The organism is Nostoc sp. (genome assembly GCF_036917755.1).
Lineage (GTDB): Bacteria > Cyanobacteriota > Cyanobacteriia > Cyanobacteriales > Nostocaceae > Nostoc.
The window spans coordinates 146482-173447 of the sequence record NZ_JBALFC010000157.1; the positions used below are offsets into that span (position 1 = coordinate 146482).

At 41.3% G+C, this 26966-nt stretch carries 26 protein-coding genes; 9 read left to right on the forward strand and 17 right to left on the reverse strand.

Going from position 1 to position 26966, the window contains the following annotated elements; all coding sequences use genetic code 11:
• Positions 1-164: 164 nt before the first annotated feature.
• Positions 165-755: a DVUA0089 family protein gene (locus V7L05_RS33835; RefSeq protein ID WP_335170634.1), complete on the forward strand. Its 591-nt coding sequence runs from the start codon at positions 165-167 to the stop codon at positions 753-755.
• Between the two features lie 77 nt (positions 756-832).
• On the opposite strand, the gene V7L05_RS33840 is transcribed toward V7L05_RS33835, so the two are convergent.
• Entirely contained in the window at positions 833-1657 is an 825-nt protein-coding gene (locus V7L05_RS33840; RefSeq protein WP_335170635.1) for a SirB1 family protein, read from the reverse strand.
• A 1182-nt stretch (positions 1658-2839) separates the two neighbouring features.
• Between V7L05_RS33840 and V7L05_RS33845 the strand changes: the two genes are divergently transcribed.
• Genes V7L05_RS33845 through V7L05_RS33860 form a run of 4 tightly spaced genes read left to right on the forward strand, consistent with a single transcriptional unit; the run spans position 2840 to position 4044 of the window.
• Positions 2840-3121, forward strand: a complete 282-nt coding sequence (locus V7L05_RS33845) for a papain fold toxin domain-containing protein (RefSeq protein WP_335170636.1) — start codon at positions 2840-2842, stop codon at positions 3119-3121.
• A 13-nt stretch (positions 3122-3134) separates the two neighbouring features.
• On the forward strand, positions 3135-3500 hold the full coding sequence (locus V7L05_RS33850; protein WP_335170637.1) for a hypothetical protein: 366 nt from the start codon (positions 3135-3137) through the stop codon (positions 3498-3500).
• A gap of 12 nt (positions 3501-3512) precedes the next feature.
• Entirely contained in the window at positions 3513-3698 is a 186-nt protein-coding gene (locus tag V7L05_RS33855; RefSeq protein ID WP_335170638.1) for a hypothetical protein, read from the forward strand.
• Positions 3679-4044, forward strand: a complete 366-nt coding sequence (locus tag V7L05_RS33860) for a type II toxin-antitoxin system PemK/MazF family toxin (protein ID WP_335170639.1) — start codon at positions 3679-3681, stop codon at positions 4042-4044. Before V7L05_RS33855 ends, V7L05_RS33860 begins: the two co-directional genes overlap by 20 nt.
• Positions 4045-4157: 113 nt before the next feature.
• Here the strand turns inward: V7L05_RS33860 and V7L05_RS33865 are convergent, their stop codons facing one another.
• The 5 genes from V7L05_RS33865 to V7L05_RS33885 all read right to left on the reverse strand — a co-directional run bounded on the left by V7L05_RS33865 (position 4158) and on the right by V7L05_RS33885 (position 10567).
• Complete coding sequence (locus tag V7L05_RS33865; RefSeq protein WP_335170640.1) at positions 4158-4718, reverse strand: phospholipase D-like domain-containing protein; 561 nt, start codon at positions 4716-4718, stop codon at positions 4158-4160.
• Positions 4715-8161 (reverse strand): AAA domain-containing protein, encoded by a 3447-nt coding sequence (locus V7L05_RS33870; RefSeq protein WP_335170641.1) that lies wholly within the window; start codon positions 8159-8161, stop codon positions 4715-4717. Before V7L05_RS33870 ends, V7L05_RS33865 begins: the two co-directional genes overlap by 4 nt.
• 230 nt (positions 8162-8391) lie before the next feature.
• Positions 8392-8805, reverse strand: coding sequence for a chorismate mutase (gene aroH / locus V7L05_RS33875; RefSeq protein ID WP_335170642.1), 414 nt, complete (start codon positions 8803-8805; stop codon positions 8392-8394).
• 102 nt (positions 8806-8907) lie between these two features.
• Complete coding sequence (gene sppA / locus V7L05_RS33880) at positions 8908-9729, reverse strand: signal peptide peptidase SppA (protein WP_334939491.1); 822 nt, start codon at positions 9727-9729, stop codon at positions 8908-8910.
• A gap of 541 nt (positions 9730-10270) precedes the next feature.
• The gene (locus V7L05_RS33885; protein WP_335170681.1) at positions 10271-10567 is read right to left on the reverse strand and encodes a hypothetical protein; all 297 of its coding nucleotides are present in this window, start codon (positions 10565-10567) and stop codon (positions 10271-10273) included.
• Positions 10568-11219: 652 nt separating this feature from the next.
• On the opposite strand from V7L05_RS33885, the gene V7L05_RS33890 reads away from it, so the two are divergent.
• The 4 genes from V7L05_RS33890 (at position 11220) to plsY (ending at position 14834) form a co-directional block, all read left to right on the forward strand.
• Positions 11220-12014, forward strand: a complete 795-nt coding sequence (locus tag V7L05_RS33890) for an MlaE family lipid ABC transporter permease subunit (RefSeq protein WP_335170643.1) — start codon at positions 11220-11222, stop codon at positions 12012-12014.
• A 153-nt stretch (positions 12015-12167) separates the two neighbouring features.
• Complete coding sequence (locus tag V7L05_RS33895; RefSeq protein WP_335170644.1) at positions 12168-12554, forward strand: DUF3119 family protein; 387 nt, start codon at positions 12168-12170, stop codon at positions 12552-12554.
• Positions 12555-12675: 121 nt separating this feature from the next.
• Complete coding sequence (locus V7L05_RS33900; RefSeq protein ID WP_335170645.1) at positions 12676-13950, forward strand: DUF3086 domain-containing protein; 1275 nt, start codon at positions 12676-12678, stop codon at positions 13948-13950.
• A 203-nt stretch (positions 13951-14153) separates the two neighbouring features.
• Entirely contained in the window at positions 14154-14834 is a 681-nt protein-coding gene (gene plsY, locus V7L05_RS33905) for a glycerol-3-phosphate 1-O-acyltransferase PlsY (RefSeq protein ID WP_335170646.1), read from the forward strand.
• A gap of 53 nt (positions 14835-14887) precedes the next feature.
• Here plsY and V7L05_RS33910 read toward each other — a convergent pair whose 3' ends face one another.
• From V7L05_RS33910 to V7L05_RS33960, 11 genes are all read right to left on the reverse strand, one after another.
• Positions 14888-15145, reverse strand: a complete 258-nt coding sequence (locus V7L05_RS33910) for a hypothetical protein (RefSeq protein ID WP_335170647.1) — start codon at positions 15143-15145, stop codon at positions 14888-14890.
• A gap of 335 nt (positions 15146-15480) precedes the next feature.
• Entirely contained in the window at positions 15481-15720 is a 240-nt protein-coding gene (locus V7L05_RS33915) for a hypothetical protein (protein WP_335170648.1), read from the reverse strand.
• A gap of 174 nt (positions 15721-15894) precedes the next feature.
• Positions 15895-16464 (reverse strand): hypothetical protein, encoded by a 570-nt coding sequence (locus V7L05_RS33920; protein ID WP_335170649.1) that lies wholly within the window; start codon positions 16462-16464, stop codon positions 15895-15897.
• Positions 16465-16581: 117 nt separating this feature from the next.
• Complete coding sequence (locus tag V7L05_RS33925) at positions 16582-18177, reverse strand: hypothetical protein (RefSeq protein WP_335170651.1); 1596 nt, start codon at positions 18175-18177, stop codon at positions 16582-16584.
• Positions 18174-18878, reverse strand: a complete 705-nt coding sequence (locus V7L05_RS33930) for a hypothetical protein (RefSeq protein ID WP_335170652.1) — start codon at positions 18876-18878, stop codon at positions 18174-18176. The genes V7L05_RS33925 and V7L05_RS33930 overlap by 4 nt, the downstream gene beginning before the upstream one ends.
• A 50-nt stretch (positions 18879-18928) precedes the next feature.
• Positions 18929-19753 (reverse strand): hypothetical protein, encoded by an 825-nt coding sequence (locus tag V7L05_RS33935; RefSeq protein WP_334948992.1) that lies wholly within the window; start codon positions 19751-19753, stop codon positions 18929-18931.
• Between the two features lie 114 nt (positions 19754-19867).
• Complete coding sequence (locus tag V7L05_RS33940; RefSeq protein WP_335170653.1) at positions 19868-20917, reverse strand: hypothetical protein; 1050 nt, start codon at positions 20915-20917, stop codon at positions 19868-19870.
• A gap of 444 nt (positions 20918-21361) precedes the next feature.
• Positions 21362-22207, reverse strand: coding sequence for a hypothetical protein (locus V7L05_RS33945; protein WP_335170654.1), 846 nt, complete (start codon positions 22205-22207; stop codon positions 21362-21364).
• Between the two features lie 110 nt (positions 22208-22317).
• Positions 22318-25065 carry a hypothetical protein gene (locus V7L05_RS33950; protein WP_335170655.1) on the reverse strand — a complete coding sequence of 916 codons (2748 nt, stop codon included), beginning with the start codon at positions 25063-25065 and terminating at the stop codon, positions 22318-22320.
• Positions 25019-25390: a hypothetical protein gene (locus tag V7L05_RS33955; RefSeq protein WP_334952294.1), complete on the reverse strand. Its 372-nt coding sequence runs from the start codon at positions 25388-25390 to the stop codon at positions 25019-25021. Before V7L05_RS33955 ends, V7L05_RS33950 begins: the two co-directional genes overlap by 47 nt.
• A gap of 14 nt (positions 25391-25404) precedes the next feature.
• On the reverse strand, positions 25405-26025 hold the full coding sequence (locus V7L05_RS33960; RefSeq protein WP_335170656.1) for a hypothetical protein: 621 nt from the start codon (positions 26023-26025) through the stop codon (positions 25405-25407).
• Positions 26026-26966: the final 941 nt, after the last annotated feature.

The following is a 26966-nucleotide window of genomic DNA, read 5'->3' on the forward strand; positions in this document are numbered from 1 at the left end:
TTTTAAAGTACGTATTATTACGTTCATTTCCCCAAATTATTAGCTTTATTTATCAGTGAATTTTCTGTGAAGTAGGTAAAAAAGTTTTAAATCATTAGAGACACATATTAGTATCGAAACGTTGAAAGTAGACAAAAAGATTCCTTTCTAGGGTAAATAACAGAATGGCTACTGTAAATGTTTTGACAAATTTATCAATGACTACAGTGGGAGCAGCAGTTATTGCACTGGGAGTAGTAGGAAGCGCACAAGCTAAGACTTATATTGAAGTGGGTGATGCAGGTAAGACTTTAAAAACCGCCCAAAATCTTCCTGGTGGCATTGATGTCATCAAAGGAACTATCTCTTCTAAGAACGGTGCTGACCTCTTTTCTTTCTTTTGGGATAGTGGGCGATTCAAAGCTACGACAGTCGATGGTGCATCCTTTGATACCATACTAGAACTGTTTGATTCGTCAGGTACGCTAATCGCTGTGAACGACGATTCTAAGGGTACGGAGCAATCCACTCTCAATGAGTTTTTGGATACTGGTGAGTACTTGTTGGGAATATCATCCTTCGCCAACTTTGCCCTATCTGCTTCTACTTATGGTGATATTCTTCCTGGTTTTTCTTCTGGCAATTACTCTATCACCCTAAACAAGAAGACTGCTTCTGTTCCAGAACCCGCATCTCTCATGGGTATCTTAGGCTTAGGTGCTTTCGGCATTAACTCTGTTCGCAAGCGTAAACAACAAGCCGCAGTTAAGGCATAAGCATCAATTTTTATTTCAGTCGTTTAATTTAACGAACTACTGCTGTGTCAATATAGTGCTGACACAGCATTTTTGATTCAACCATTCTTACCTAATTTAGCAAGTAACTGGCGAATCACAGATGCATCCTCGGCGTCAGGAACTTTTGCTAAATAATTTTGTAAGTCGTCTACAGCTTGGGGGTAGTAACCGAGTTGATAATAAATCAAACCGCGATCGCGCAATTCTAAGGTTAAATTAGGAAACAGTAACAAAATTCGTTCAACCGCTCCTAGCGTTTTTTCTAAATCTTGTTGTTTGATATAAATAAATTTTAAATTTGTCAGCATCCTGGCCAAAAATTGCCGATGACTGACTACGGCTAAAAATTCTGCTTGTAGCGTCACAGGTTGCTGATAAAGTTGAGACAGCCGTTCTTCGCAATCTTGAGCAAATATTATTTCACCACCATTGAAAGCATCGACGAAAATCTCTATGTCTGGAATATCCGGGCGAATTAGGAAATGCCCTGGCATCCCCACACCCACCATCGGAAAATCAATCCGTCGGGCGACCTCCAGGTAAACCAGTGCTAAGGTAATGGGAATCCCCAATCGGCGGTCAATTACATCATTGAAAAAGCTATTGCGCGGGTCGTAATAGTCAGTTTTATTACCAGAAAACTTTAAATCTTCGTAGAGATACTGATTAATACCTTGAACTATCCGCAAAGGATATCGTGAAGAAGGCAGGCGTTCTTGAAGTTCCCATGCCATTGTATCGAGAGCATTGAGGTATTCTTCTGGGTCTAGCTTGGGATATTCTTCTTGTGCAATATACAAAGCTGCCTTTGCTAGGTCAATGTGTTCGTCAGACTGCTGAATCTCCTGGTAAAAATATTGTCGTGCTGACGAGAAATTCATAGGCTATTGCTGGGTGGAAGTGTGAGGATGAAGCGAGAGCGGCTTGGCTGAACTGAAAACAGTTTTTTGTACCTATTTTTATATTAAAGATATTCAGAAGATTTGGAAATGTAGTTTGTTTTTAACCACTATGGTTTTCATCGGTAGGTATTATAACAGTGTGCTACTACGATGTTCTTAAGCGGAGATTCTGCTTACATAGCCATACTTACACATAATCACGTTGATCCAGGTATCTGAAAGCAACAACTTAATTTTACAAAGGTTTAGTCAATGATTTACTTGATATTACGTATATAAATCGCCTTGCATCTAGGTTTTGGCTGCTATTTAATCTAATTTGGAATGTATTTCTTATGTGAATATACGCAAATCCTCTCGACACTAAATAAATTTGCCAGTAATCTAACTAAATAAGCAAGTGAGGAAAACACTTTTAATAACCTCCTTAAATAACTAGAAAACAAAAGCTAAGTTCAAAACTTTAGTCATTTTAACTAGTGCTTATATCTGCGTAGGCGTAGCCCGTCGTAGACATCGCAGCGAGACTCTGACTCATCGCTTCTTGTACAGGATGCGTTATGTCAACTGTGTCTAAATGCTTGGCATAGCTAGATATTTTTCTAGTCCAGCATTTTTATTATTCACGTCTGCTTTTTTAAAGTAATAAGGTCAATCATGAAAAATTTCATCTCTAAAGGAAATCTGGGCAAGATTGGAGTAAACCTTTATCTGTTCATAAAGAACGTCTATGACTCTTTCTGTCTGTTTTCTAGCTTGATTTAGTCGCCCGATATCTGTCGGATAGCTGATATCACCCGGCGCACAAGTGGCATCTAATATTAATTTTTCCCGATTTTTTGGCTCACTTACCTCTTTTTCTGATTCTTATGTTTTTTTTCAGTTGATTGAGAGATGTTGTCTCATAGCATCTTCTTTCCGGTACATAGTTACTGATGATACACTTGGTTGGGGCTGACCACAGTGATGCACGGATTTTTGGCTATTTTACCTTCTTATCTTGCACCGGAATATACTTCTTTGGTCTGAAAATCTAGAGACTGTCACCTTTTCTTTCTTTTTCAGCAAACCCTAAGTACTTTTATTCAATGACTAGGTAATAAACCATGTAAATGCTGAACTTCGACTCGACCTATGATGCACTCTTAAAGGGCGATCGCCTTGCGCCAACTCCTCATTGATCAAAACATTTCTGGCAAACAGGTTAGCCTCTTTACAGGTAGCACAGAAGAACCCTTTTGCAACATCTATCATAAACGCCTTCAACAAAACATCTCCATTAATGGACGACATGAAGCGATCGCCGTTGAAATTGATGGACAAGAACTCATCTTTGACAATATAGATCCTGAAGGAATTTCCAGAGTAGACTGGATCAATAACCTATACTGCCCTGCCCAAGATTTAGGCGGCAATTTCCAAATCACCGAAACTAATTTTTAAGTTGGAGGGACACATGGTTGATTTGTATGACCTAATCCACAATATACAGAAACGTCCTGCCATGTATTTGGGACGAGCTTCTATATCCAACCTCCGCACTTTTCTAGCAGGTTACTGCTTTGCCCGTCGCCAGATAGGAATTCCTCAAACATCACAAGAACAGCAATTTTCAGAATTTCAAACTTGGATTCAGCAGAGATTTCCTGTAAGTTCTGATCATACCTGGGATCAGATTATTCTATTTTTCTCCCAAGATGAGCACACTGCACTAGAGCAGTTTTTCAAATTGTTTGACGAATTCACTCAAACAGAACATCCAAGAGAACTTCAACCGAATACAACGAATAACTTTATAGTAGTTTCAGGAACTCAAGATTAAAAGAAACTTGAAATGGATATTTTAGTCCAAGAACTCGACACAAAACTACGCCAATGGCAACCTGACATTGCTCAACAAGTGCGACAATGCCTTGCAGAGATTATTGAACTGGCAGACCAGGATGCTCTAGATATTCTTCGCTCTAGAGTAGTTGAACAAGAAGTATTGGATTTGATTGATGAACCTGAAACCTGGTGAAGTGTGGCTAGCTGATTTAGGACTTGCAGCCAAGACGCGCCCTGTTGTCGTTGTCTCTCGCTATGACCCCACTCCGCCGCGTGCTTTAGTTCTCTATGTACCAGTAACTACGCAAAATCGGGGTAGCGCATACGAAGTTGAACTGCCTACATTGCGGTTTTTACGACAAGGCTCTATTGCTAATGTTCAAGGTCTAGGTTCAATCCCTGCTGCAAGACTGGAGCGTAAACTGGGCGAACTGCCAGATGAAACATTACTCAAAATCAAACAAGCTTTGATGTTTGCTCTGGATTTGGAAATTGAGGAACAGCAGGACGATTCCAGAGATGTTAATAGTACTTTATGATAGACGCGATCCGCGATCGCCTACAGATAACCTCAAAGTACATCAGGTTTCAGGGACTCAATAGTGAAAAAGACCACTCTAGAAACCAAATCTTCAAACCAACCTATAGCGATTTAATCACTGGTAAATCGTCGCAATAGATTATTGAACAACTCGTCAATCTTCTGTGGATCAGAAACCAGTGTTCCTCGCTCATCACGGAAAGTGCGATCGCGCTCTCCCTTGAATGACAACCAGTTAAAGCTTGTACTAACAGCAAACTTGGTGTCCACAATGAGAATTTTGGCGTGAGTATCTCCGAGTCGTTTAAGTTTAAAGGTTTTGGAATACTGCCTTGCCAACTTTTGCAGACTTTCCTCAGCCTGAATATCTGTTGGGTATCGATTCTCATCTTTCTCACCCAAGCCATACCCGATGAAAACCTGCACTCCCCGTTTCAGCAGATTCTCAAATTGTTGCAGGAACCAACCATTGACTGATTTAGCTCGAATCCAGGGCGAGATAATCATCAGTCGTTCCTGGCTATCCTTTATACGAATTTGGGTTAGGGCATCAACAGTAAGCTTATAAACAGGCAATCCGACTTCTTGACAGCTAACTAGATCAAACCCGGAGCGATTATCATAGCGGCGTAGGTCTTCTGAGCTAAGTGATGTAGGTTCATCCAAATTCATGGGTTAAAATCCTCCAGCTTGCAGTCTGTTGGGTTTTGCTCAATGTGCTTCAGAACTTCATGAAGAGGACTATTATTCAGGGAGCGACAAAACTGGTGATCGCCCACAATCACCAAACCAACTCGCCCTCTGGACAAAGCCACATTTAGTCTAGCTTCATCTTTGAGGAATCCAACTTTGCCGCTTTCGTTGGATCGTGTAACTGAATATACAACAATATCTGCCTCTCGTCCTTGAAAAGCATCCACGGTATTGCACTCGATCTTCAACGCTCTGAGGCTATTCTGTTCTGTGTCTAAGCTCCGGTTTAGCAGTTTTAATTGGGCAGCATAACCACTCAGAACTGCGACACTGTAATCTTTGTGAGCTGCTTGGGCTACTTGATTAAGTTGTTGAAGCCACTGAACAATGACTCTGACTTCACAAGAATTATTGAAACTAGATCCAGAAGCTTCTTCACGGCTATTTGGCAATTTTGATGTGGTGAGCCATGTGACAGGGCGTTCCAGAACTCTACTCAAAGTCCGATCAATCTCTGGGCCATTACTGCTAAGTTCATTTTGGTAGAAGCATCTGCTGATCAGCTTTCCAATTGGTTCAACCATGCGATGCTGAATTGTCAGCATTTTACGACAGCCATCCGGCAATGTTCGTAATAGACGATCAAACAGTGTTTCCTGAATGTCCTCTCGTGCTAATTCGTACTCTTCCAGAAACTCAACATTCCGGCTGGCTTCGTCCTGAAAGGGCGGCAATTGTTTCGGATCGCCTACTAGTATCCACTTTTTAGAACGCGCCATCGGCACTAAAACTTCTGTTGCGGTTGCCTTTGAAGCCTCGTCGATAATACAGACATCAAATTCAACGTCAGAAATTTCTCTGGAAACGCCGATGCAGGTTCCTGCAACCACCTGCGATCGCTTGATCAATGGCACCTTAAATCGTTCATTCCGACCAAACTGTTCAAACCACTCCGTTTGTAACTTAATTAGCTGTTGCAGCATTTTGGCATTAGGAGCATTGGGACTAATCGCTATCTGACTCCATTGTTCAAACTCTTGAGGAGACATTTTTAATGTTTCTTCTACTTTAATCCCAGCGATATTTTCCAGTTTTTCAGCTTTTTGCTTTTGTTGATTCCGTACTTCCTTTGCCTGTTTTTCTAGCTGTGCAATTTTCTCTTCTAATTGAAACTCCTCAAGTTTCTCACCAGAAATCTTTCCTTTTTGCCGTGACTTATGATTTCCTTCGTCATTCAATGCAGGAAATTTATTTTCTTTATCTTGCCTACAACTCGCCAGTTCTACCCTTAGTTCCTCTAGCTTCAGTGCAATATTTCTCAATTCTTGAAATAGAACTGCTTGCTCCAAATCTTCTTGGGAAATACCACTGCGTGCAGACCAGTCAGCAAGGAATTTTTGCCCTTTAGCGATCGCCGACTCTCGCCATTTTTCCATTTGCTCTTCTAACAGCAGCAAGTGAATGCCTTTTGCGACTCGCTCATGATTACCAATCCTAATCAGCTTCAAATTAGGATTCTTTTCTTGAATGCGCTCCAATGCGTTATCAAGGGCAACATGGGTTTGAGAACTAAGCAGAATTCGCGCTTCACAATTCTGCTGAAGCGTTTGCAGAATCACTTCTGTAATAAATGTTGTTTTACCTGTGCCAGGTGGTCCCTGTACTAGTAAAAAGTCCTCTGTGGTTAGAGCCGCTCTAACAACTTCCTTCTGGGATTCATTTAGATCCTGAACAAATTGAACCTCTAAGTTTAATGTAGGAGCTTTAATCTCTTTGGCATTCACCAGTAATGCTCGGAGATCAGAACGAACGGCGCGATCGTACCGGATTGCATCCAACGCGCTCTTTTGTCGATTCAGAGCATTTTCAGCCAAACGAGTGTCAAACTTAAGTTCACCTTTTTCAGGTAGGCGATCGGGAAAACCAGACCTAACATATAGCTCTAATTTATCATCGACGATTCCAACTACATCCCCACTCAAAACGCTAAATCCTTTTGAATTGGTGATGTGGCGGGGTTGTTCGGTAATGTCTTTCTCTGGTAATTCTGCCAGTTGAAAAATGACATGATTGCCATTAGGTGTGGCATTTATGTATTTAATTGGTTCTTCTCGCTTTTGTTCCCAATCGGTTTTTGCCCTGAGAATCTCCCACCATACCCGAAAGATCCGCTGTTTTTCTGCTTCAGCCGTTTGCTCTTGAAGATTTGCTTCATGCTCTATGACTGCATCTTGTACTTCTTGAATTACGTCATTGCCTTCATAAGAATAAGTTGGAGTTCCAAACCTAAATTCATAAGGCAACTCCCAAGCAAGTTTTCGGCGCTGTTCAAGTTGAGAATGGGGCGTATCCCAAGCATTTAAAACAACAAGATGATTTTTCAGTCTATCATCTACCTTCACATGATATCGATAGGAACTACCATAAATATCGTAGTGATTTTCATCAGAACTGCTGTCATTATTCTTGAACTTATAGGGACGAATTCCACAACTTATTTCACCATTTAGCTCGCTCAGAATAATGCCCTGAATTTCAGCTTCAGAAGAAACATTTAGTTCAATTTGAAGGCGGCTTAAGCATTTAGATGTAAACTTTAGAAAGCAAGTTTGCTTCTTCGTCCGTTGCTGGCGCGATCGCTTCTGCCCAACAGCATCTAATTCTGCCAAGAGTACTTCTGCATTTGGCTGTCGTTCAGCCGGATCAGTCGAGACAGCACGTTGAATAATTTCGCTGAGTTCAGGCGGAATATCCAGAGCAGCGATGGCCCTCAAAACACTGTCGTCATCAACAAGATCAACGTCAGTTAAACATTTCAGCGTCACTACCCCAAAGCTAAATACATCACGAGTGAAAGGATAAGAACCATCATATTCTTCTGGAGGTGTGAATGGACGCGAACCAAATTCTCTTAATGTAACAGTTGGACGGAAGCACCCCCTGAGCTTGGAGATACCAAAGTCAGCCAGTTTCACTCTTCCATCACTGCCAATTAGGATATTGCTAGGCTTAATATCCCGATGAACAACTTGACGCTCGTGTGAAAAAGCCAGTGCTTCTAACACTGGCCGTCCCACTTTCACCCAGTAGGAATCCCATCCTTCCAGGGGGAATTCTTTGAGCAGAACTGACAGATCCTTATCCATCCACTCTAAAACTAGAAAAGCTTCCCCAGTTTGCTTATCCTGTCCAGAGTCAACCAACTCCACAATGCGGGGATGCTTCAGTTCCTTGAGTGCCTCAGTTTCACGTCTGAAAGACTCAGCTAAAATAGCTCCTTCAATCTGCCCATATTTGAAGACTTTGACTGCAACCTGACAACCCTCCCTCTGGGAATCGATTGCTTTATGAACATCAGCCATTCCGCCTGACTTTATATTGGGGAGCAAGACATAGCGATCGTTAATGATACGAGGTGTCATTGTTACAGACTTTTGCTTTTCAAATTAATTATTCCCTTAACTCCAGTTCAAAGTCACAGGCATCATCTTGATGGCTTCCTTAAACCTGGAGTAGAGCCTCATCCTTAATATCACAGTAACTTAACACTGAACATTAACAGATAAAACTTAGGTTAACGCCCTCACCAGTAACAGCAGTATCACCACGTAATTTATATTGTGATTTAATTTACATATAATTACTAAATAATTTACACTTTTGACTTCACTGCTGGCTGTGATGTTTGTAACGGCTGAGGCAAACTCCAGTCGGGACGCAAACTAGCGGCGTTGCGTAAATAGATATGATGAATTGAGGCGGAGGCTGGCAGATAAGCGTGGATTAAGAACCGAATGCAGCGCTGTAAGCTACCTTCGACGTGCATTTGCTGCACATCCAACATGGCCACATTATCCCAACCCGGACGCGCTCTGGCGATCGCAGCGGGAAAAATAGCATCTAAATCCCGTGTCACTGAGAAAGTCACACTAATCATGTCCCTCGGCTGGAATTGATTCCGGTTTTCCAGTTCATCTAGTAGTTCTCTTACTACCTCTTGCATTGCCTCAACGGTATTTTCTGAAACGGTTGTTGCTCCGCGAATCGCCCGCATTTGCCACTCCACGCCAAAATCCTCCTTAAAACAGAAAAGTCAGGAGCTAGGACTTAAGAACGAGAAGTTAAGAATTTTAACTGATAACTTCTCACTCATAACTCCTAACTTATATCAGGGTCGATATAACCACAACGGTAAACCACTAGTAGACATTTCAAATTCGAGCCAATCAATACCAGCCCCAATTCCTGATGAAAACTGACGACTCCCTGGTAGAACGCGACTCAATAAGGGTTTACGTTCTTCTAGGGTATAGCAGAGAGTTTTTTCCGGATCAAGACCGACCAGTTCTGCTGTCCAACGACGGGCATCTTCTTCTGTGCCCAGGCGGTCTACAACACCCAACTCTAGGGCTTGCTGTCCAGTAAAAATCCGACCATCGGCGAAAGTTTTCACCGTTTCTACTGCTAAAGAACGGCCATCAGCTACCGTTTGGACAAACTGCTGATAACTTGTGTCAATCAACTCTTGCAGGATGTTTGCTTCTGGTTGAGTCAGTTCCCGGTCGAAAGCCAAAATGTCTTTGTAAGGGCCAGACTTAATTACCATGAAGGAAACACCGATTTTTTCTAGCAAGCGTTCCAAGTTATTCCCACGCAGAATCACACCAATACTACCCGTAATTGTACCTGGGTTAGCGACGATGTGTTCGGCTCCCATGCCGATGTAGACTCCTCCAGAAGCCGAAATATTGCCAAAGCTGGCGACGATTTTGATTTTTTCGCGCAAACGCTTTAAGGCGCTGTAGATTTCTTGAGAATCTCCGACTGTACCCCCAGGACTATCGATACGTAGCAATAATGCCGGAAACTTTTTTTCTTCTACAGTTTTTAGGGCTTCTAGGACGCGTTTGCGAGTAGCACCGGCGATCGCACCAGTAATTTCAATCCGCGCAATTTGTTTTTTAAACTTGGGCTTAAACGGCCAAACCATGAGTTGTCAACATACCTCGTAATAAATTCAATATAAGATGCCCAACGGTCAGACGCCCTGCTTTACTCTGTTAAGAAACATGAGCAGGCATTGTGCTGATCACGATTTTAAGGAAATTTTTATATTTTGCAGTGAGTTTTATTTGATATTCTCAATGAATCCTAATCAAGTCCTTAAAGATTGCAGCTAACACAAAATGCCAAACTCTAGTTTAGCGTTCAACGTGATGATTTAGTAGAGAATATTTTAGCTGTTTTGCGGAATTCAAAATTCCAAAAGCCTTGAGATTCTATCTTTATGAACTTTTTGAGAATTAATTTGCTAGGGCTACACACCTGAACTAGTAGTCAGTCAGTAATTAATAACTAATAAATAATAAGTATTTAATCAATAATTTCGTTGCTCAATTTAACGAATAAAAATTCATTCAGCAACACTAATCTCTGTCTAGGTTAAGACCAGTAGTACTTTCACTTTGGGAAATATCACTTTTTCCTCTCTTGTACAGCCCATGAGCATTTGAGGCAGCTATTTCTCCTACTTATGAATCAATTCGTAAAATTTGATACCGATAATGAGCGTACATATCAAACAGTGCCCCGACGAAACCACAGGTCAAGCTAATCACAAATAATCCGCGTAGGGGAGTTCCACTGCCAAAGGTGACGAGAAAAAGGATAATCTGAGTAGCGATCGCTGAAGTTAACTCTTGTAAGCCAGGGATGTTACCGATGAGGGATAGAAGGAGCAATCCGCCGCCAACTAGGAACATGGGAGCGACAAAACTAAAAATGATCGTGAGTAGTAGGGAGCGGAGAAAGTTGGTGAAAATAGTCATTTGAAGACAAACTCCGTGAGTAGAGATGACAATAGCCCGATAGCGGTTTGTCATTTTCTACAATACGTGCGATCGCTCCAGAGCAGAGAATCTGTCAAAAATCTTAAGTTTTCATTAAAATAAACGACTAGCAGTTACAGCAGATGCTGGGGATAGAAAAAATGACTTAAATCTACAAAACCCTTGCAAAATCTAGGTTAAAGTCAAGGTTAGCACCTATTTATTGGTTTGCAGCACCTTTAATAACAGCTTCATTTTCTGAGAGCATCTTTAATCTAAGTTAATGTTTAGCCTTTTTAGGGGAGTGGGGGATGAGGGGGATGAGGGGGATAAGGGGAATAATCCATGCCCAATGCCCAATGCCCAACGCCCAACGCCCCTTTTGAGAGCATCTTTAATCTAAGTTAATGTTTAGCCTTTTTAGGGGAGAGGGGGATGAGGGGGATAAGGGGAATAATCCATGCCCAATGCCCAACGCCCAATGCCCAATGCCCAATGCCTCATGCCCAATGCCCCATTCTCTATGACCAAAACATAAAAGGATACAGAGCAAGTAAATTTATTTATGGAGATTGTAATTTTGAATTTTGAATTCCCCGAAGGGGTTGACTTCCGCTATTCTTAAGGCAGTTACCGAGTTAGCTACCGAACATTGAACCAGACTAAATCCAAATCCAGTTTAGGAGAATGGAGTCAGCGATTGCTGGCGGCAATTTTTCTGGGTGGGCAAGTACTAGTTCACCTATTGAGAGGCAAAATCCATCGGCGCAACACCTTAGAACAAATGGCAGCAGTTGGGCCAGATTCCCTATTTATTGCCCTCTTGACGGCTATTTTCGTTGGGGCGGTGTTTACTATTCAGGTGGCGCGGGAATTTATCAACTTTGGCGCAGGAAACGTTATCGGCGGAGTTCTTTCTATAGCGTTGACACGAGAACTCGCTCCCGTGTTGACAGCAGTGGTTTTGGCCGGGCGAGTCGGTTCTGCCTTTGCAGCCGAAATCGGTACCATGCGGGTTTCAGAACAAATCGATGCCATGTTGATGTTAAGAACAGATCCAATCGATTACCTAGTTATCCCCCGCGTCCTTGCTTGCTGTTTAATGCTACCAATTTTAACCCTCTTGTCTTTGGTAACAGGGATGTTCGGGGGATTCATCATTGCGACAAATATCTACAACCTGTCTGATACGGTATTTATAGACTCAGCCCGTAACTTTCTTGGTATCTGGGATATTTTTAGCGCCATGATTAAGGCGTGTTGCTTTGGCATTTTAATCGCTGTAATTGGTTGCAGTTGGGGGTTAACGACAACAGGAGGAGCCAAAGGTGTAGGACAGTCAACCACAACTGCCGTTGTGACTGCCTTGCTGATTATATTTGTTAGCAATTTCTTTCTTTCTTGGTTAATGTTTCAGGGGACTGGCAGTGCATTCCTAAGCCTATAAAACTGATAAGTTAGGAGTTAAGAGTTAGGAGTGAGGAGTTTTAACTCATAACTCTTAACTCCTAACTCCTGTACAGACGCGATTAATCGCGTCTCTAACTCCTAACTCCTAAAATAGGAGAGATGCCTACTAAATAAAGCAGGATTTAAGACTGTGACCAGTTCATTTGTTTCTAACTCTACATCAACTGTGGAACTCAAGCCTAGCTACAATATACCTATAGTGTTAGTGATTGCCGCTATTCCACTACTGTTGGTACAACCGTGGGTAGGCTTGATTTTCACACTATTTGGTTTGTTTCTTATGTTTCAGGCGTTAACGCTGCGTTTGCAATTTACCGCCATCAACTTAGATATTTACAGAGGGGAAAAATTGATTCGGCGCTTTCCCTACCAGGAATGGCAAAACTGGCGGATATTTTGGAATGTAGTCCCCATCCTGTTTTACTTTAAAGAAATTAAAAGTATTCACTTTTTGCCGATTTTATTTGACCCCAACACCTTGAAAACTTGCTTAGAACAACGTTGTCCGCGTCTTTAGTGCTGAGTCGTTTTGCTTTAAACTCATAACTCAGCACTGATGACTCAGGACTTTTATCGCAGGTCAATTGTAATATTTGTGAAAGCTATTTATTCGCGTCATCGGAATTACACTATTGTTTATGAACTCAGAGGCATCTCAAACCCCAGAACCAATTGATGAGCGGTTGGCAGAAAAACAAGAACAGAATAATGCAGTTGAACATCCAGTAAATCCATCTGTTGAGTCAGTGGTAGAAGCAGGAGCCATTAGCTCGTCAGAAGACTACACAACTTTTGAGCCACTCATCTCCAATGCAGAAGTGGTAGATTCGACTGTAGAGCTAACAGAAAATTCAAATGGCGAGTTTGTAGCGCAGCTAGAAGCGGAAAATGTCGCACTGGGGTCAGAAATAGGAGCAGAAAATAATTCTTTATATGCAGAAGCAGAGCAGCGAGTGGCAGAGTTGCAGAGCGCCGAAGCTACTCTCAAGTCAGAAATAGCCAAGCTGCAAGCTTCTTACAAAAACCTTCAGGGACAAGTAAGTGAAACTCAAACATCACTGGGACGACTCGTGCAAGAGTCGCTGGTGCAGTTAGAACAACGCAAACAAACTCTGCAAATTTCTGTAGAACAATTAGAACGCCGTCAAGAACGTATTCGCAACGAGATGCGAACCACTTTTGCTGGTGCATCCCAAGACTTGGCAATTCGGGTGCAGGGTTTCAAAGACTATCTTACGGGTAGCTTACAGGATTTGGCCTCTACTGCTGAACAGTTGCAACTGACACCAAGTGTGGTGGAACGAGAAAAACCATCTGTAAAAGAAGCTAAACCAGTTGAACCCCAACCTGGAATACCACAATTTGCCCAACAGCAGTTTCAAGATACTACAAAGCAAATTCGCCGCCTAATTGACCAATACCGCAATAAACCAGATTACTACGGACCGGCGTGGCAACTGCGTCGCACTTTTGAACCAATCCACGCTGAACGAGTCTCCAACTGGTTTTTTACCCAAGGGGGACGGGGTGGCTTGCGGACAATGGGTAGCCGCTTACAGAATATTCTGATTGCCTCAGCCGCAATTTCGATATTACACAAGCTGTATGGCGATCGCGTCCGTACCTTAGTCTTAGCTAATACACCGGAGCGATTAGGGGAATGGCGGCGCGGCTTACAAGACTGTCTGGGAATCGGTCGCCCAGATTTCGGCCCAGACCGAGGTGTGGTATTGTTTGAGGCATCTGATGCTGTCGCTCAGAAAGCAGACCGATTGACGAAAGCCAATCAACTGCCCTTAATTATCATTGATGATTCAGAAGAGCAAATTAGTTTGTCATTGCTGCAATTTCCCCTGTGGTTAGCCTTTGCTCCTGATCCCAAAATAGTGAGAAACTATGATGATGACTTTTAATTAGTCATTAGTCATTGGGCATTGGGCATTGGGCATTGGGCATTGGTCATTGGTCATTGGTCATTGGGCACTTGTACTGAGCGAAGCCGAAGTATTGGTCATTGGTCATTGGTCATTGGTCATTGGTCAAGAGGTCATTGGTCAAGAGGTATTACTCTTGACTTTTTTAAATTTTGAATTTTAAGAATTTTGAATTGTTTATTATGGCTATTTGGTTAACTCTGTGTGGGGCAATTGTCGTCACAGCTTACCTATTGGGTTCTTTTCCCACTGGGTACATTGCTGTGAAGCAGCTAAAAGGTATTGATATTCGAGAAGTTGGTTCAGGTTCCACTGGCGCAACTAATGTACTAAGAACCTTGGGGAAAAGGGCAGGAGCGTTGGTTTTAGTACTTGATTCCTTGAAGGGAGTATTAGCGATCGCTCTAGTTTACTGGTTGTTCAATTTTGCCCAGATTCAAAATTATATCCCTCCAACGGTAGATGCACAACTGTGGCAACCGTGGGTATTAACTTTAGCTGGGTTAGCTGCCATCCTGGGACATAGTAAATCAATTTTTTTGGGCTTTACTGGTGGTAAATCTGTTGCTATCAGCTTGGGGATTTTGTTGGCAATGAGTTGGCAGGTGGGTTTAGCAACAGCAGGTGTGTTTGCCGTCGTTGTGGCGATATCGCGGATTATCTCTTTGAGTTCAATTGCAGGTGCGATCGCAGTTACCATTTTCATGGTAATTTTGCACCAACCCTTACCCTATATTCTGTTTGGGATTGCCGGTGGATTATATGTGATTTTGCGCCATCGCACTAATATTCAACGACTGCTTGCGGGAACGGAGCCAAAAATTGGGCAAAATGTAGCGACAGAACCAGAACAAACTGCATAATTGACCAACCACAAATAGATATATTTTCCCCCGTGCTTCAGTCGGGGCTAGGTTTAGGAACGAACGTTACCTTTAATTAAACGGTGGAAAAGCCGGCAAGGCCAGAAAAAAGCTCCACAGATACTTACTGAGGCGATGGCGGCCACAACTCGCCAACTCAAACTAGTCCCAGTGGATGACTCTGAAGGATGAGCTTGTGTACTTTTAGCTAGTTCTGGCACTGAATGAGATAGCTGACTGGCTGTACTCACCCCTTCAATCGCTGCTCCAATTAGATAAGCTATCAGGGCAATTACTAGCCAGTGATTCATAATATTCAACTGTTTGAACTCTGACAGGTTGTTTGAAAAGTCTAATTTATTACTCACCGGGCGAATACAATGAAACTGTTGGCGAATTGATCGGGGGTCTAATCCATCAGCCCCAATCCATCTTAATTCCTTTAATTTCAGTGCGTTTCAACGTACTTTAGCTATTAGCCCGCAATTTATTGCAGGGTGGGAAAGCAACGCTCTCACTGAGGTTTTAGGGATGGGGGGTTTAACAAGAGAGTAAATTTACCAATAGTCTCATTCTATTCGCCCAATACTTTTCAAACATCCTCTGAGCGTATACTTGGCAATGAGCAATCATTTGATTTCTCGTGCTAATGATTGCCGCCTTGCCCGAAGGATAATCGACCTTCAGCTGTATCCCGAATGAGGGGCAGTTTAGATTTTATATAAGTATTGAGGGTGCTATCTGCCTGAGCATCAATCCCCTGCTTAACTTTTAACTGTTGGAGGAGTAATTGTACTAAAGCAGCATCGTCAAACTGGAGCAGGGTGCTGACCTGGGTAGACTCGATTACAGCCCAGAGCTGTTGCATCATTTTGGCACTGACCATGAGTCTGTAACCTCTTAAGCTTTTCTTTATATTTATATTTGCATGAATTTAAAATTTGTGGTTAGTTTTTATCTGAAGATTTATAAAGATGTCGGGTAACAGTGAAGATGTAGCACTGCGCTTTTTGTGGAGGGGAAACTTCAGTGGTCGTCATTGGGTACTTTTGCTAGAAGTTTATTGTGAAACTCTCACGCAAGATCCTTCCTGACCGGAATCGGGAAAAATTGCTAACGTGTGATATTCAGGGTTATCTGTTCCATATAGCACTCGAAAAGTATACAACTTGTTTTTACCTTGCCCTTCGGTAACAACTGTTAAAAGTGTATTGCTAGTAGGAGGAAGTCCAGGAATGTCCAGTTTTTTAATTCGTCTGAGTTGAATTACATTCGCTGCGGAGTTTTTACAATCTCCTGAATTAGTATTAGCTTCTTGACCAAATTGCATACATACTGGCCCATCAAAATCTATAGTTACCTGTGATGGATCGTTTAACCAAACTTTTTTAATTACTTCTCCAGCCGGAATAAAGCTTAAGTTTGTTCCTTCTTGATACCAAACCGTGATCGTAGGTATTGCTCCCCCTAAACCCTGTGCTTGGCAGGAAAATATGGAACGCAGAACGGCGTTATTAGCTATAGCACGGTCTACTAACAAGAACATAGCAACCGAGAAAATTAAGGAAGCTATAGGTAGGAAATAAGAATTATGTGGGGTATTTCCTGACAAGTTAGGATTATTTTTCATGGTTGCAAATGGGGAGATTGGTAGATAGAACAAGGGGAGATGGAAAGATCGAAAGAAAACTAATTACCAATTACCATTACCCAATCGAAAATCTAAAATTGGTATAAATCCTACCTCCTAAAACTGAGTTGGTTGATTAACGTATACTTCAACATTTGTACCGGCTGGCAAAAACCAAGCACCAGCTTGTTGTGACATTTGAGCGATCGCCTGTTGATTACGTTGGGCAATTTGGGGTACTACAGAGTTCAAACCACCTTCCAGAAGCCCAGCTGCAAGGTTGCGCCTGGGTTCAGTGACAGTAGTATAAGAAGTAGCTTGTGTAGTACCTGATGAAGCTTGTTGGTTGGTAGAGCCGTCAGTGCCAGTGGTAGTTATAGGAGTGGTAATTGCTTGGAGATGAGTATCAGGGAGATTTACTAACTCTGCTGCTTTACCAATACCTCCCAAAATGAATAGTCCTGCATCCATCGATGCTATGGATGAACCTTGACTGGGAAATTTATTTGCGATTAAAGGTTTACCTTGAGTACCGCGAAGAATAATTGCATTGTTGGATAAGCTGCGTTCTGTAAGGTTGCCATTATCATGGGAGATAACTTTAACTACGTTCATCTGCAAAAGACCTTGTTCGGAGAGGGAACGAACTTCAGCTAGAAATTCGGTGTTTGCAGGTAGAGCGATCGTACCATCCGTAGATTTTAGCGGTTCTTTCAATCGGATCACAAATACGTTTTTATCTTCGCCTTCTTCACCACCACCGTTTGATTTGGTAGTAGTTTCGCCAACTATCGCTGTTGCTAACACAGCTTGAGCACTACTCCCGACTGCTACGGTTTTCTGTCCCTGCGGTTGCGCTTGGCTCACCGCAGGAGCAGGAGTGGTTTGGTTAGGATTGGGGTTTGGTGTCTGTTCCTGCGCCTGCGGATTGTTTGGAAGTTCAGGAGCAGCTGCGATCGGTTGATTGGTAGGATTTACTTGACCATAGCTACCTAACTTTGCTAATCTTCTCCACTCTTCAAGTGCGCTTGGTGGGGCTGGGGGAGTTATATTGGCTACCGGTTGAGTGTTTACTACCTGGGGTGATGGCAAAGCTAGGGGAGCAACGCGCTCAACTGGTAGTGTCTGAGGTACGTAAACTGTTGGTGCGGGTGTTGGGATCACTTTCTCTCGATCTCTGGAAGAAACTGACGGTTTTTGTAAGGCTACTGTCGGCGTTGATTTGGCAATTCTAAGCTGTTGTTGGGCAGCTTTTACCATCTGTGCTTGTTCAGTCAGGGCTAATTTCGTTTTCAGGGTATCTACTTCGGCTCCTAGCTGTTGAGAGTTAGAAGGTGAAATAGGCTGCGATCGCGCTTCTGGAGAAACAATATTTTTTGGCTTTTGATTGCTGGTACTCATCAACTTGGACAAAAACACACCACCTACCAAAACTATCGCTAAGGTAGCGGCTCCTACCAAGGCTAACTTTGCAAACGGATTAGATGAGAAGGCTTGCTTAGTCTGAACTTCTTGTGGTTGAGAAAGAAACTCTTGCGCCGTTACAGAGTCTTCTGATCCTGGGATATCGGTAGAAGATTCTTGTTCAAAGCCGACTAACCTTGACATCTGTGATTCCCAATTTAAAGATTCTACTTCTGGTTGGTGATCGTCCGTGGTTAGAGTAAATCCATTTTGGGGAGGCGTTTCCGTCGGAATTGGGTATCTAGTCATGGTAGAGCTTGGTTTGGATTTACAGAACAATTTTGATCTTCGATTTCACATATATTATAAATTTCTAGTCTGGCTTCACCAAGGCGGTAAGCTGCGAAGTGCAACGGTAGTGCTGCATTTGGTAGTGAAGTTGCTGGTTGATCTATTGCTCTAACTAAAATTTGTTTATTAAAAGAAACTGATTTTCCCAACTTATCATAACTGCTAAAAACTAATTGATTGGCAACTATATCCACTTTCCACTTTCCATTGTCTATTTCTGTAGGTTGAGAAATTTTTTGGATTACTAATACATTTTCCGCTCCTCTATTAACATTTTCAAATTGGCTATCTGGACTTAAGTTAGTAAGTTGTGACTTAAGTTTTTGTTTAAAATCATCAGCTACCAGTTGAGAGGTAATTTCCCAGACTTGTGTTGGCGGCTGTTGTTGTGACCAGGTAAGCATTAAGCTCATAGTTTCACCCACAAAGCGGCGAATAGCTTCTGGCTGTCGCTGTAAATTTGGTTGGGGGTCTACAGTTATAGTCCGACCATCAACAAGTTGCACTAAACTTTGAGGTGTTAGTTGCCTACTTAACTGTTGTAACATAGACCCGTTAAATATTAGTAAAAGCAAGGTAAATAGATGTAAGCCGAATGTTCCTACTACCAAAAGTGGTAATGGGCTATTTTTCCGATTTTCTGGTTTGAGTAATTGCATTAATAATTAATTATATAAATTTAATTATCAGCCAGGAATTTAGAAATCGATTATCTGATAAAGCTATCAGATGTTTGTCCAGAACCACACTGCTTTAATTTATCTTCATTCAGGTTGTTGTAGTCATCTAGCAAACATAAGTTACGAATTTCATAAATTTCTAATCTATCAGCACGGACACTATAAATTGCTTTTTGCAGGTTTGTGCCATTGTCGCCTTGTGGATTCCCGAAATAATCTGCTGCACGTACAAGGAAATCTTTGTTAAAAGGAGTTATAAGTTTTGCACCACCAACTCGGTTCTTTTGAATTAAGTCGGCTACCATACCCACTCGCCACTTACCTGGTGCAATTTGTTTTGGCGGATAAACCCGCTTAATAACTAATTGTGATGTCATAATTTGGTCGGGATTTTCAGAGAAAACTTCTGGCGGTGTCATTTCTGCAACTGTGCTTAAGAAACCTTTGCGAAAGTCTTCTGATAACGCAAAACTAGCTACCCAACTGGTGGTACTAATTTTTTGGCTACTCCCTTGAGGTGTTTGAATTAGAATTCCTAAATCTGATTTTGGGTTTGCAACTTCTTCGATAGTTTGTGGTGGTAAGGTTCCAGACCAGCTAAACATTGATATCATTGTTTTGCTGACAAATTGGCGAATTGCTTCTGGTTGTCTTGCTAAATCGTCAATATTACCTACTGGTTTACCATCGATTAATTGCACAAAGTTGGGAGGTTTTCTCAGACTGAGTTGGCGAATATTTATCCCTTGGAATAAGAATAAAAGTAAAACTAATATATGTAAACTGAAGCTAGCGATCGCAAAAATTGTTAAGACACTTCCCGTTCTTTGTCTTTTTTCCAGTAAACGCACCATTTCCTGATCTCCTTCTGAAAAAAAACCTCAGCTACTATATATGGTGTTTCGTATATAATCAGTAGTTACGACACTTGCCAAAATTGAGTTTATTCATTTTTAATTTTCAATTTCCTATATCCTCTCCTTTACTAAAGAAGCCGTATTGCTGATAGCGCTGAAGACTGCAAAACCGCCAGCAGCAGCCACAAGTAACGATAAAATTGGTGCTAAAATTCCCAGAAAAATTATGAACCACATTAAATCTGGATCAACATTAACATCTTGACCTGGCCCATTCACAATAACTGAGGCAGTCAGCACAGCAATAATATTGAATGAAATCTTGGCGATTCCAATAGATAAAAATCCGGTCAGCCATGCAAAAATTGGTTTACCAGCTACAGGGAGTAAAGACCCACCTACAGCCAGAGGACCTAAAGCCGCTATCAGCAACATAGTAGCTTCTATCAAATTCTGGAAGGCATATTGTAAGGAAACTAAAAAGTTTTTGACACTTGTTTGGACTGTAGAACCTAACAAAGAATTAAATGAGGTTTCTGATACAATGCCAGTGCCATATCTAATATTATCGACCTTAGTTTGTAGTCTAATTATCCAGCTTCTATTTCCATAAGTATCTCTATATTTCTGCCAGAGAGTGTTGATTTTTTCCGCAGCTTTGGTAAAGCATTCACTTTGTTGTTGTCCAGTAAGCGACTGACAAGGACGCAAGAAAGAACCAGCGACTTCTTCGGCAACACTCATATTCAGTGCTTGTTGGTATATTTTATTCGCATCTGCCGTTACTAATACTTGTTGATTCACAGTGTTTAGAAAATTCCGCACTCCTAGTGTCAGATTAGAAAGGATACTTCCATTGCCTGAATTATTTAAGAGGATCACCACAACAAAAGGCCAAATCAAAGCTGATATGGGACGGCTATATTCGTAGGATATTAAGTCTTTGAGGAATTGTATCATAAAAAATAACAGTGTTCCTACCGCAAAAAAAATACCCAGATTGGTCAGCGCTCCATACAAATTATTACTGGTATTATTTTGTAATAAATCCAGCCATTGTTTATCCCAACCTGCGGCAATACTTCGGGAAGTTGCGGCACCATTATCGACAATCTGATCAATGCCTACTTGGGCAAAAATTAGTTGAATAGCAAGTTGCATTTTGAGTTTATGGGCTGTTTTTTAGATTTCGTAGGATGCGTTACGTTCCTAACGCACCATCCCGGATGCTTTCGGTGGGTTAGCGACAGCGTAACGCACCTTACCAAACTGTTTTTAGACTTCTTATTGGTTTCTCAGAAGTTTAGAGGATGTTTTAAAAGTCCTCTTGTCGGTAGCAAAACATTCTATTGGGGGACTTTAACCAAGGTTTTACCCCACCCTAACCCTCCCCTTATAAAGGGGAGGGAACTAGATTTCCGGTTTCCCCCCTTTATAAGGGGGGGGGATTAAGGGGGTAATTCGACTTGTGTGTACACCGTAGTCTTTTTAAGGGGGCTAGAGGGGATCAATAAGTCCCTCAAATAACAAGCAACCACTTTTCAAACAACCTCTTAAGGATTTGAAAACTTGTCTGGAAAATTAGAGTTTTTTTATCCTAAAATTCTACTTACCAACTTTTCTGCCAAATAAATCTAGTTGAGAAGTAGCTCGTAACAGCCGCGCCGCTTCTGTAGATGTTTCTACTCTCCGAGCGCGATTCGCCTCTTCTGCCTGTTGAGAAATATTTGCTAAATTTAAATTAGAATATTGTAAAGACTGATTCATCTGTATTGTCTGAGCAAATGTTTCACCGACAATTTCTGATTGTGCCTGTTGAATCTTAATACTTTGCAATTGAGTAGCACCTATTAATTGTGCTAAAGCCGAAATAGCACCGCTAGTTGCAACATCTCCAGGACTAATACTTGTATTACCACTACTAGCAACAAGTGGAGTAATTTTACCAATAAATCCTTTGCTCCCTACCTCCGCCTCGTCGGTAATATCGGCAATACTTTTTAGTGTGTTTTCAGTATTTTCTAACTTTGCTTTTGTCCGAATTTGTCCATTTTGACCAAGAACACCTGCCGCCGCTCCCCGGGTAATTACACGATTGAGTTCATTACTAACTAAATTTCCCCGGACTGCGGAATTATTTTCAAAACGGCTTGATTTAGAGTCTGAACTAGAAGAGTAGAGAATCAAATTATCACGAACTTTTTGTCCCGCAACGACGGGGTTAGGTATATTCAATTCTCCCTTGGCACCACTCAGAGCATTTTGACTCTGTACTTCTAGAGGCTTTAAGTTATCGCTGAGATTATATTGAAGGTAGTTTTGCAAATCTGTGGAATATGATTGAAAATCAGTCCAAACCTGGCCTAATCCCGTCTGAACTTGTGCTATTGCTGGTAGGATTGTTAGGGATAGTAACGTTAACGTAAAAGTCAAAATGGTAGTTTTTTGCATACATTTGTGCCTGGAAAAGGTAGACGAGATTAAGTAGGGAGTCGGAAATTTAAGTTTTTAACTATTATTTATAACTTTTTTAATCCCTGTTAACTGCTGACATAACCCGATTAACTACTACGTAAAGTAGCCACTAACTGACGTGCAAATGCGGAAATGGCTTCATATTTATTGCTATGAATTTGCATCATTTTGCTCCGTGCAGTTTGTTCAGAGGGGTTATTTGCAACTGCTGCCAATTGTTCGTAACCTGGATAGTAACGGCAGAATGTATAAATACCGTTATCATCTAGCAGCCATTGGCTATAAACGCCTTCTTTGCGGGGAAAAAAGCTTTCTGAGGCATTACGAGAAATAACTTGGCGGGGATATTTTAAGATGTCTGCAAAACTATCCACTGCAACTGGCTGAATGCGTCCAATCAATCGTGTTGTCAGGTTTTGCAAAATTTTAGATGCAGCTTTAGATTTGGCAATGGTATCAGGATCTTGTCCTGATAAGATAACTCTAATGCCAGCTTTAGCGCCGTTGGCACAAATTCGGCCAACTAAGTCAGAAATTTGCTCGAATTCAAATAGAATTGGTGCTTCGTCAATAAAGAATATGGAAGCTGGACTGCTGAGTGCGCGTCGTAGTGCGGCTGAATAGGCACTCAACGATAGTACGGCTGCATCTTCACTATCTGATAGGTTTCTGAGCGCAAAAACTAAAAGTTGTGCATCGGTAGGAAAGCTGGATGGTGCAGAAATGGCTTGTCCCACCCGACTAGAAAGCCAAAACCGCAAGCGCAACTGAATTTGACTGAGAGCGTCTTCTACTCTGCCAGTTAAAGAACTTAGCTGCAAGTGTTCTGGTGAACAGAAAAACAGAAAATCTTTTAAGGTAGGAGTTTTCTGCCAAGCAAGAGTGCCAAATCCTCCCGCCATCGCCTGTCGATATCGCTCTTTGATGCCCTCATCAGTAAAGAAGGCATCTAATGCTAAGTTGAGCAGCGATCGCACGGTTTGCGATAAAATTTGACTTTCAGTGGATGATCCTAAAACCATTGTCATTAAAGCTGATTCTAGGAAGGCGGTATAATCGTTAAAGCGATCGCGCTGTTGTTCTGGATCTAGCGATCGTAAATCTGGCTGTTCAAATAAGTTATTCGATTGTTTGGAGATATCAAAATACGCTCCATTCCCCTCCATAAACTCTGTGTAGTCAGTGAAAGTAGATGTACCATCAGGTTTTGGGAAATCTAACGCCACTACCGGAATGCCATGCGCCAAAGCCTGAGTTAAAATCCCTGATACCAACACCGATTTACCAGCACGAGTTGTCGCAAACAAAGCTAAATTTTTGTGTTGATTAAATAAATCTAAATGTACGGGTGTTCCGCCTTCTTCAGCAATCAACTCAAAGCCTTGTTTATCACCTCTTTTAGTTAAAACTAAAGGCATTAATCCGGGAACTTCACTTGTTAAATATAGCTGGCGACGATTGAAAGGTGTTGCTAACAAACCTTCCCAAACTATCGGTAGAGTTTGCAGCCAAATTTTCCAGGCGTACTCAGTTTCTCTAATTACCCTTGCTGGACGTTGAAAACAGTTTTCAATATATCTTGTCGCCTCATCTAATTTCTCTACAGTTGGACGATGTACCAAAATGACGACACTCGTGTAAATCGGGACTGCACCTTCAAATAATTGTTCTTGGGCTGCTACCGATTTCTTTAGCTTTAATTGAGCATTGACATCAATAGTTTTACTTTTTTCTTGAGCCATAATTGTCGTCATATTTGACTGCTTCAGCACTCGTTGCAGAGTAGTTTTCACCATTGCTGGATTTGCCGCAGTCAACTCACAAAAAATTTCTGTATCTACTACTCTTTCTCTCGCCAACAGTTCCCATAAATAGCGCAGTTGGTTAGATTTATTTGACCAACCTCCGGGTTTTTCCAGAAATGATAGTGCGCCAATATAACGATTGTTAACATTAACCCAACGGCGATCGGCACAAGGTATACTAGACTCCATCAGCAAAGTTGTGCCGTGGATATTGTCTACAAGCAATTTAGTACTAGCTAAATCTGAATTAACTTGCTCGTGCAGTCCTTGTTCATCTAAAGTCATTAACTGGGGAATTTCTATTGGGTCTGTATCATTAAACCTTCTCCAGATTTCCTCCCACAGTTCGTCAGCTTTCAAAGGCTTGACATCCAATCCCATTTGGTTAGATAAAATTTGTTCCCAACGCAGAAAACCCTGTTTGTAAGCATTTGTGATCAGGGTTTCAATACGCTGATTTTCTACATCTGAGAGTTCACCTTTGAATTTCAACCACCATGATTCCGCCCTGACTAAAAGCTTCTCTATCCAATCATCTGCATTTTTGGAGTTAGATTCAATGGTGTAAGTGACATAAATCCGCAAAAATTTGGGTTTCCGAACACCAGAAATAGTCAGTTCTTTAACTCTAGCTCTTTCCGCCATCAACAAATATTTGATATCTCGTGATGGCGTATTTTTAATTAGTGATGCTAATTCTTTTTGGCGCTCTTTATCTGAACTAAAAGATCCCAAATGCAGTGTCATTCTTTCACCGCTAGGGATGTCTTTCAATCCGGCTTCAATATTATTAAAAAGTGTATCGATTTGTTCGGGTCTTAAAGTGGTATGAATTCCCTTACAGTCAAAACCAAAAACAAAGCAGAAGCGATCTTTTTGAGTGCCTTTTGTCAAAAGGTAAGCGCCAATATCACGTCCATTCATTGCTACACGTAGCATTGTTGCCAAGTGTAAGGCATCTTCAAATGGTGTTAATCTACTTTCATTTCCGGCGACGCTGACGCTTTGTTTTCCGATTTTTTGCTTCATGGTTAACTTCTAGTAAGCTTTGATAACGAGCAAAACCTCTTGTCCAAGCGGGAACGCCAATAAATTTACTTAAAAAGCTCCAACTCCTACCACCAGTTAAAATCCACCAAGTTCCGATTCCCCAACCAGTAATTAGTACTGTCCACAACCATTTTTGAAACTCTTCTTGGAAAAGACCACCAAAAATCCCATTGATAATAAAGTAGGAGGCTAAGGCAATTACCGTCCAAGGAAGAATTTGATCGGCAGGGATTGGTCCTAATGAAGGTTGGCTTCCCAGAACCTGATTGACTGGACGAAATTCTTGTTCCCGCTCTTGAGACATTTGAAATATCTGAATTATTTACTGCTATCGCCAATTACAAAGCGTGTGAGTACATCAGCAATGGTAACAGCAACAACCACTAATAGGGGTGTTCTGGCAATGCTTTGCCAATCTTCATCTTTACGCACTGCGTTAATCACACCAACCAGAGAGATTGCAATATACAGTAAGTAAATTGCCCGCAACACATTAAATATCAAACTTACTGCTGTGTCGCCACCACCAGCATTTGCTCCTGTACCACTTTGTAAGGTTTTTTTGAAAAACTTTTCAGCTTCCCCAAAAAACTGTGCTTGTGCGGGGGCTGCAAAACAGTCTAACCAATATAAACTCAGAATGCTCGCTGCTGCTAGAATTTGTAATAATATTAGCGATCGCCTTGGTAAATTCACCTGCTCCCCAATTTGCTGGGTGATGACTGCAATTAAACTACCAACTAGTAAACAAAAGAGCAGGATAGGACTTTTTAGGCTGATCACGCTTACAAGTACAGCACAAGCAATCAAAAAAGGTACAGATTCAACCAGAATAATCAGGCCAGATTTCAGTCCCAGTCTTAAGTTATGAAATCCTTTGACCGCACTACCAGTTAAAGCTTTGAAAAAGTTTCTCTCGTGAGAACTTTGTCTAGACATTTGCTAATTTTCCTATGGCGTACTATGAGTGTTGGTTGTCTAAAATTTTACAGTTATTTATAACTTAACATGATTGAAGATTCATTTTTAATGAAATTATGAAGTTTTCAGTAAAGTCCTAGATTATATATAAATTTTTATTCGGCTAAGTTAATATAATATTAAATTTTGTTTAAAAGCTAAGTATGCATGGTTCGAGAAACTAGGTTTCGAGCTTCAAACCAGAACTGCTACAGTCCTCCTAAACTTTTTCTATCCCGGCGCTTTTGCCTCAATTAGAGGTTGGAGAATCCGGTAAAAACGCCAGACAATACTTGGGAGCATAGTTACAAGTTCTAGAGAAAACATTTTATTCCTCCAACTAACCCTTTTGTAAAGTTTTATCCTTACCTAGCGCACTACAAATTACTACATAATTTACTACAAACTTGGATAAGTTGCAACGCAGTGGCAACACTATCCCATCTGCAAAGGAGTTTGGGAATACTTTTGGAGATTATGTTAGCACTACTATTCACATAGGCGTTAATCAGTCTATGGTCGATAGCACGAAATATACCACGCTTTATCCTTTTGTCTAAATATTCTGAATGTTTACAAATTGTTTAGTTGTCAAAAAATATACCATAAATTACCCGTTGACAGAAAACACTAATTACGGAGTATAGGTTTCTGGTATTATAGCTAGATTTTTCTCTTGCATCTCAATGAGTGTAAAAAGCCTTGTAAAACCTCACCCCAACCCTCTCCTTACCAAGGAGAGGGAGCAAGAATCTTGTTTCTCATCTGATATATTTGCTTTCACTGAGATGCTCTCGATTTTTCAGCTATTTTTTTGTGTGATGCCTTGGTTCGGTTGCACCTACGCAACTAATAAAATGCTAAAACAACGTATTTTCGTTGATACATACACTGGCTAATTTGTAAACTGCGTAACCTCT

What these genes read in the sequence shown, in the direction of transcription:
- V7L05_RS33850 (WP_335170637.1), top strand. Translation starts at nt 3,135, where the DNA reads ATGGTTGATTTGTATGACCTAATCCACAATATACAGAAACGTCCTGCC.
- V7L05_RS33935 (WP_334948992.1), bottom strand. Translation starts at nt 19,753, where the DNA reads ATGGTGCGTTTACTGGAAAAAAGACAAAGAACGGGAAGTGTCTTAACA.
- V7L05_RS33930 (WP_335170652.1), bottom strand. Translation starts at nt 18,878, where the DNA reads ATGCAATTACTCAAACCAGAAAATCGGAAAAATAGCCCATTACCACTT.
- V7L05_RS33955 (WP_334952294.1), bottom strand. Translation starts at nt 25,390, where the DNA reads ATGTCTCAAGAGCGGGAACAAGAATTTCGTCCAGTCAATCAGGTTCTG.
- sppA (WP_334939491.1), bottom strand. Translation starts at nt 9,729, where the DNA reads ATGGTTTGGCCGTTTAAGCCCAAGTTTAAAAAACAAATTGCGCGGATT.
- V7L05_RS33900 (WP_335170645.1), top strand. Translation starts at nt 12,676, where the DNA reads ATGAACTCAGAGGCATCTCAAACCCCAGAACCAATTGATGAGCGGTTG.
- V7L05_RS33915 (WP_335170648.1), bottom strand. Translation starts at nt 15,720, where the DNA reads ATGGTCAGTGCCAAAATGATGCAACAGCTCTGGGCTGTAATCGAGTCT.
- V7L05_RS33925 (WP_335170651.1), bottom strand. Translation starts at nt 18,177, where the DNA reads ATGACTAGATACCCAATTCCGACGGAAACGCCTCCCCAAAATGGATTT.
- V7L05_RS33860 (WP_335170639.1), top strand. Translation starts at nt 3,679, where the DNA reads ATGAACCTGAAACCTGGTGAAGTGTGGCTAGCTGATTTAGGACTTGCA.
- V7L05_RS33945 (WP_335170654.1), bottom strand. Translation starts at nt 22,207, where the DNA reads ATGCAAAAAACTACCATTTTGACTTTTACGTTAACGTTACTATCCCTA.
- V7L05_RS33940 (WP_335170653.1), bottom strand. Translation starts at nt 20,917, where the DNA reads ATGCAACTTGCTATTCAACTAATTTTTGCCCAAGTAGGCATTGATCAG.
- V7L05_RS33835 (WP_335170634.1), top strand. Translation starts at nt 165, where the DNA reads ATGGCTACTGTAAATGTTTTGACAAATTTATCAATGACTACAGTGGGA.
- V7L05_RS33920 (WP_335170649.1), bottom strand. Translation starts at nt 16,464, where the DNA reads ATGAAAAATAATCCTAACTTGTCAGGAAATACCCCACATAATTCTTAT.
- V7L05_RS33840 (WP_335170635.1), bottom strand. Translation starts at nt 1,657, where the DNA reads ATGAATTTCTCGTCAGCACGACAATATTTTTACCAGGAGATTCAGCAG.
- V7L05_RS33885 (WP_335170681.1), bottom strand. Translation starts at nt 10,567, where the DNA reads ATGACTATTTTCACCAACTTTCTCCGCTCCCTACTACTCACGATCATT.
- V7L05_RS33910 (WP_335170647.1), bottom strand. Translation starts at nt 15,145, where the DNA reads ATGAATCACTGGCTAGTAATTGCCCTGATAGCTTATCTAATTGGAGCA.
- V7L05_RS33870 (WP_335170641.1), bottom strand. Translation starts at nt 8,161, where the DNA reads ATGACACCTCGTATCATTAACGATCGCTATGTCTTGCTCCCCAATATA.
- V7L05_RS33855 (WP_335170638.1), top strand. Translation starts at nt 3,513, where the DNA reads ATGGATATTTTAGTCCAAGAACTCGACACAAAACTACGCCAATGGCAA.
- V7L05_RS33960 (WP_335170656.1), bottom strand. Translation starts at nt 26,025, where the DNA reads ATGTCTAGACAAAGTTCTCACGAGAGAAACTTTTTCAAAGCTTTAACT.
- V7L05_RS33950 (WP_335170655.1), bottom strand. Translation starts at nt 25,065, where the DNA reads ATGAAGCAAAAAATCGGAAAACAAAGCGTCAGCGTCGCCGGAAATGAA.
- plsY (WP_335170646.1), top strand. Translation starts at nt 14,154, where the DNA reads ATGGCTATTTGGTTAACTCTGTGTGGGGCAATTGTCGTCACAGCTTAC.
- V7L05_RS33865 (WP_335170640.1), bottom strand. Translation starts at nt 4,718, where the DNA reads ATGAATTTGGATGAACCTACATCACTTAGCTCAGAAGACCTACGCCGC.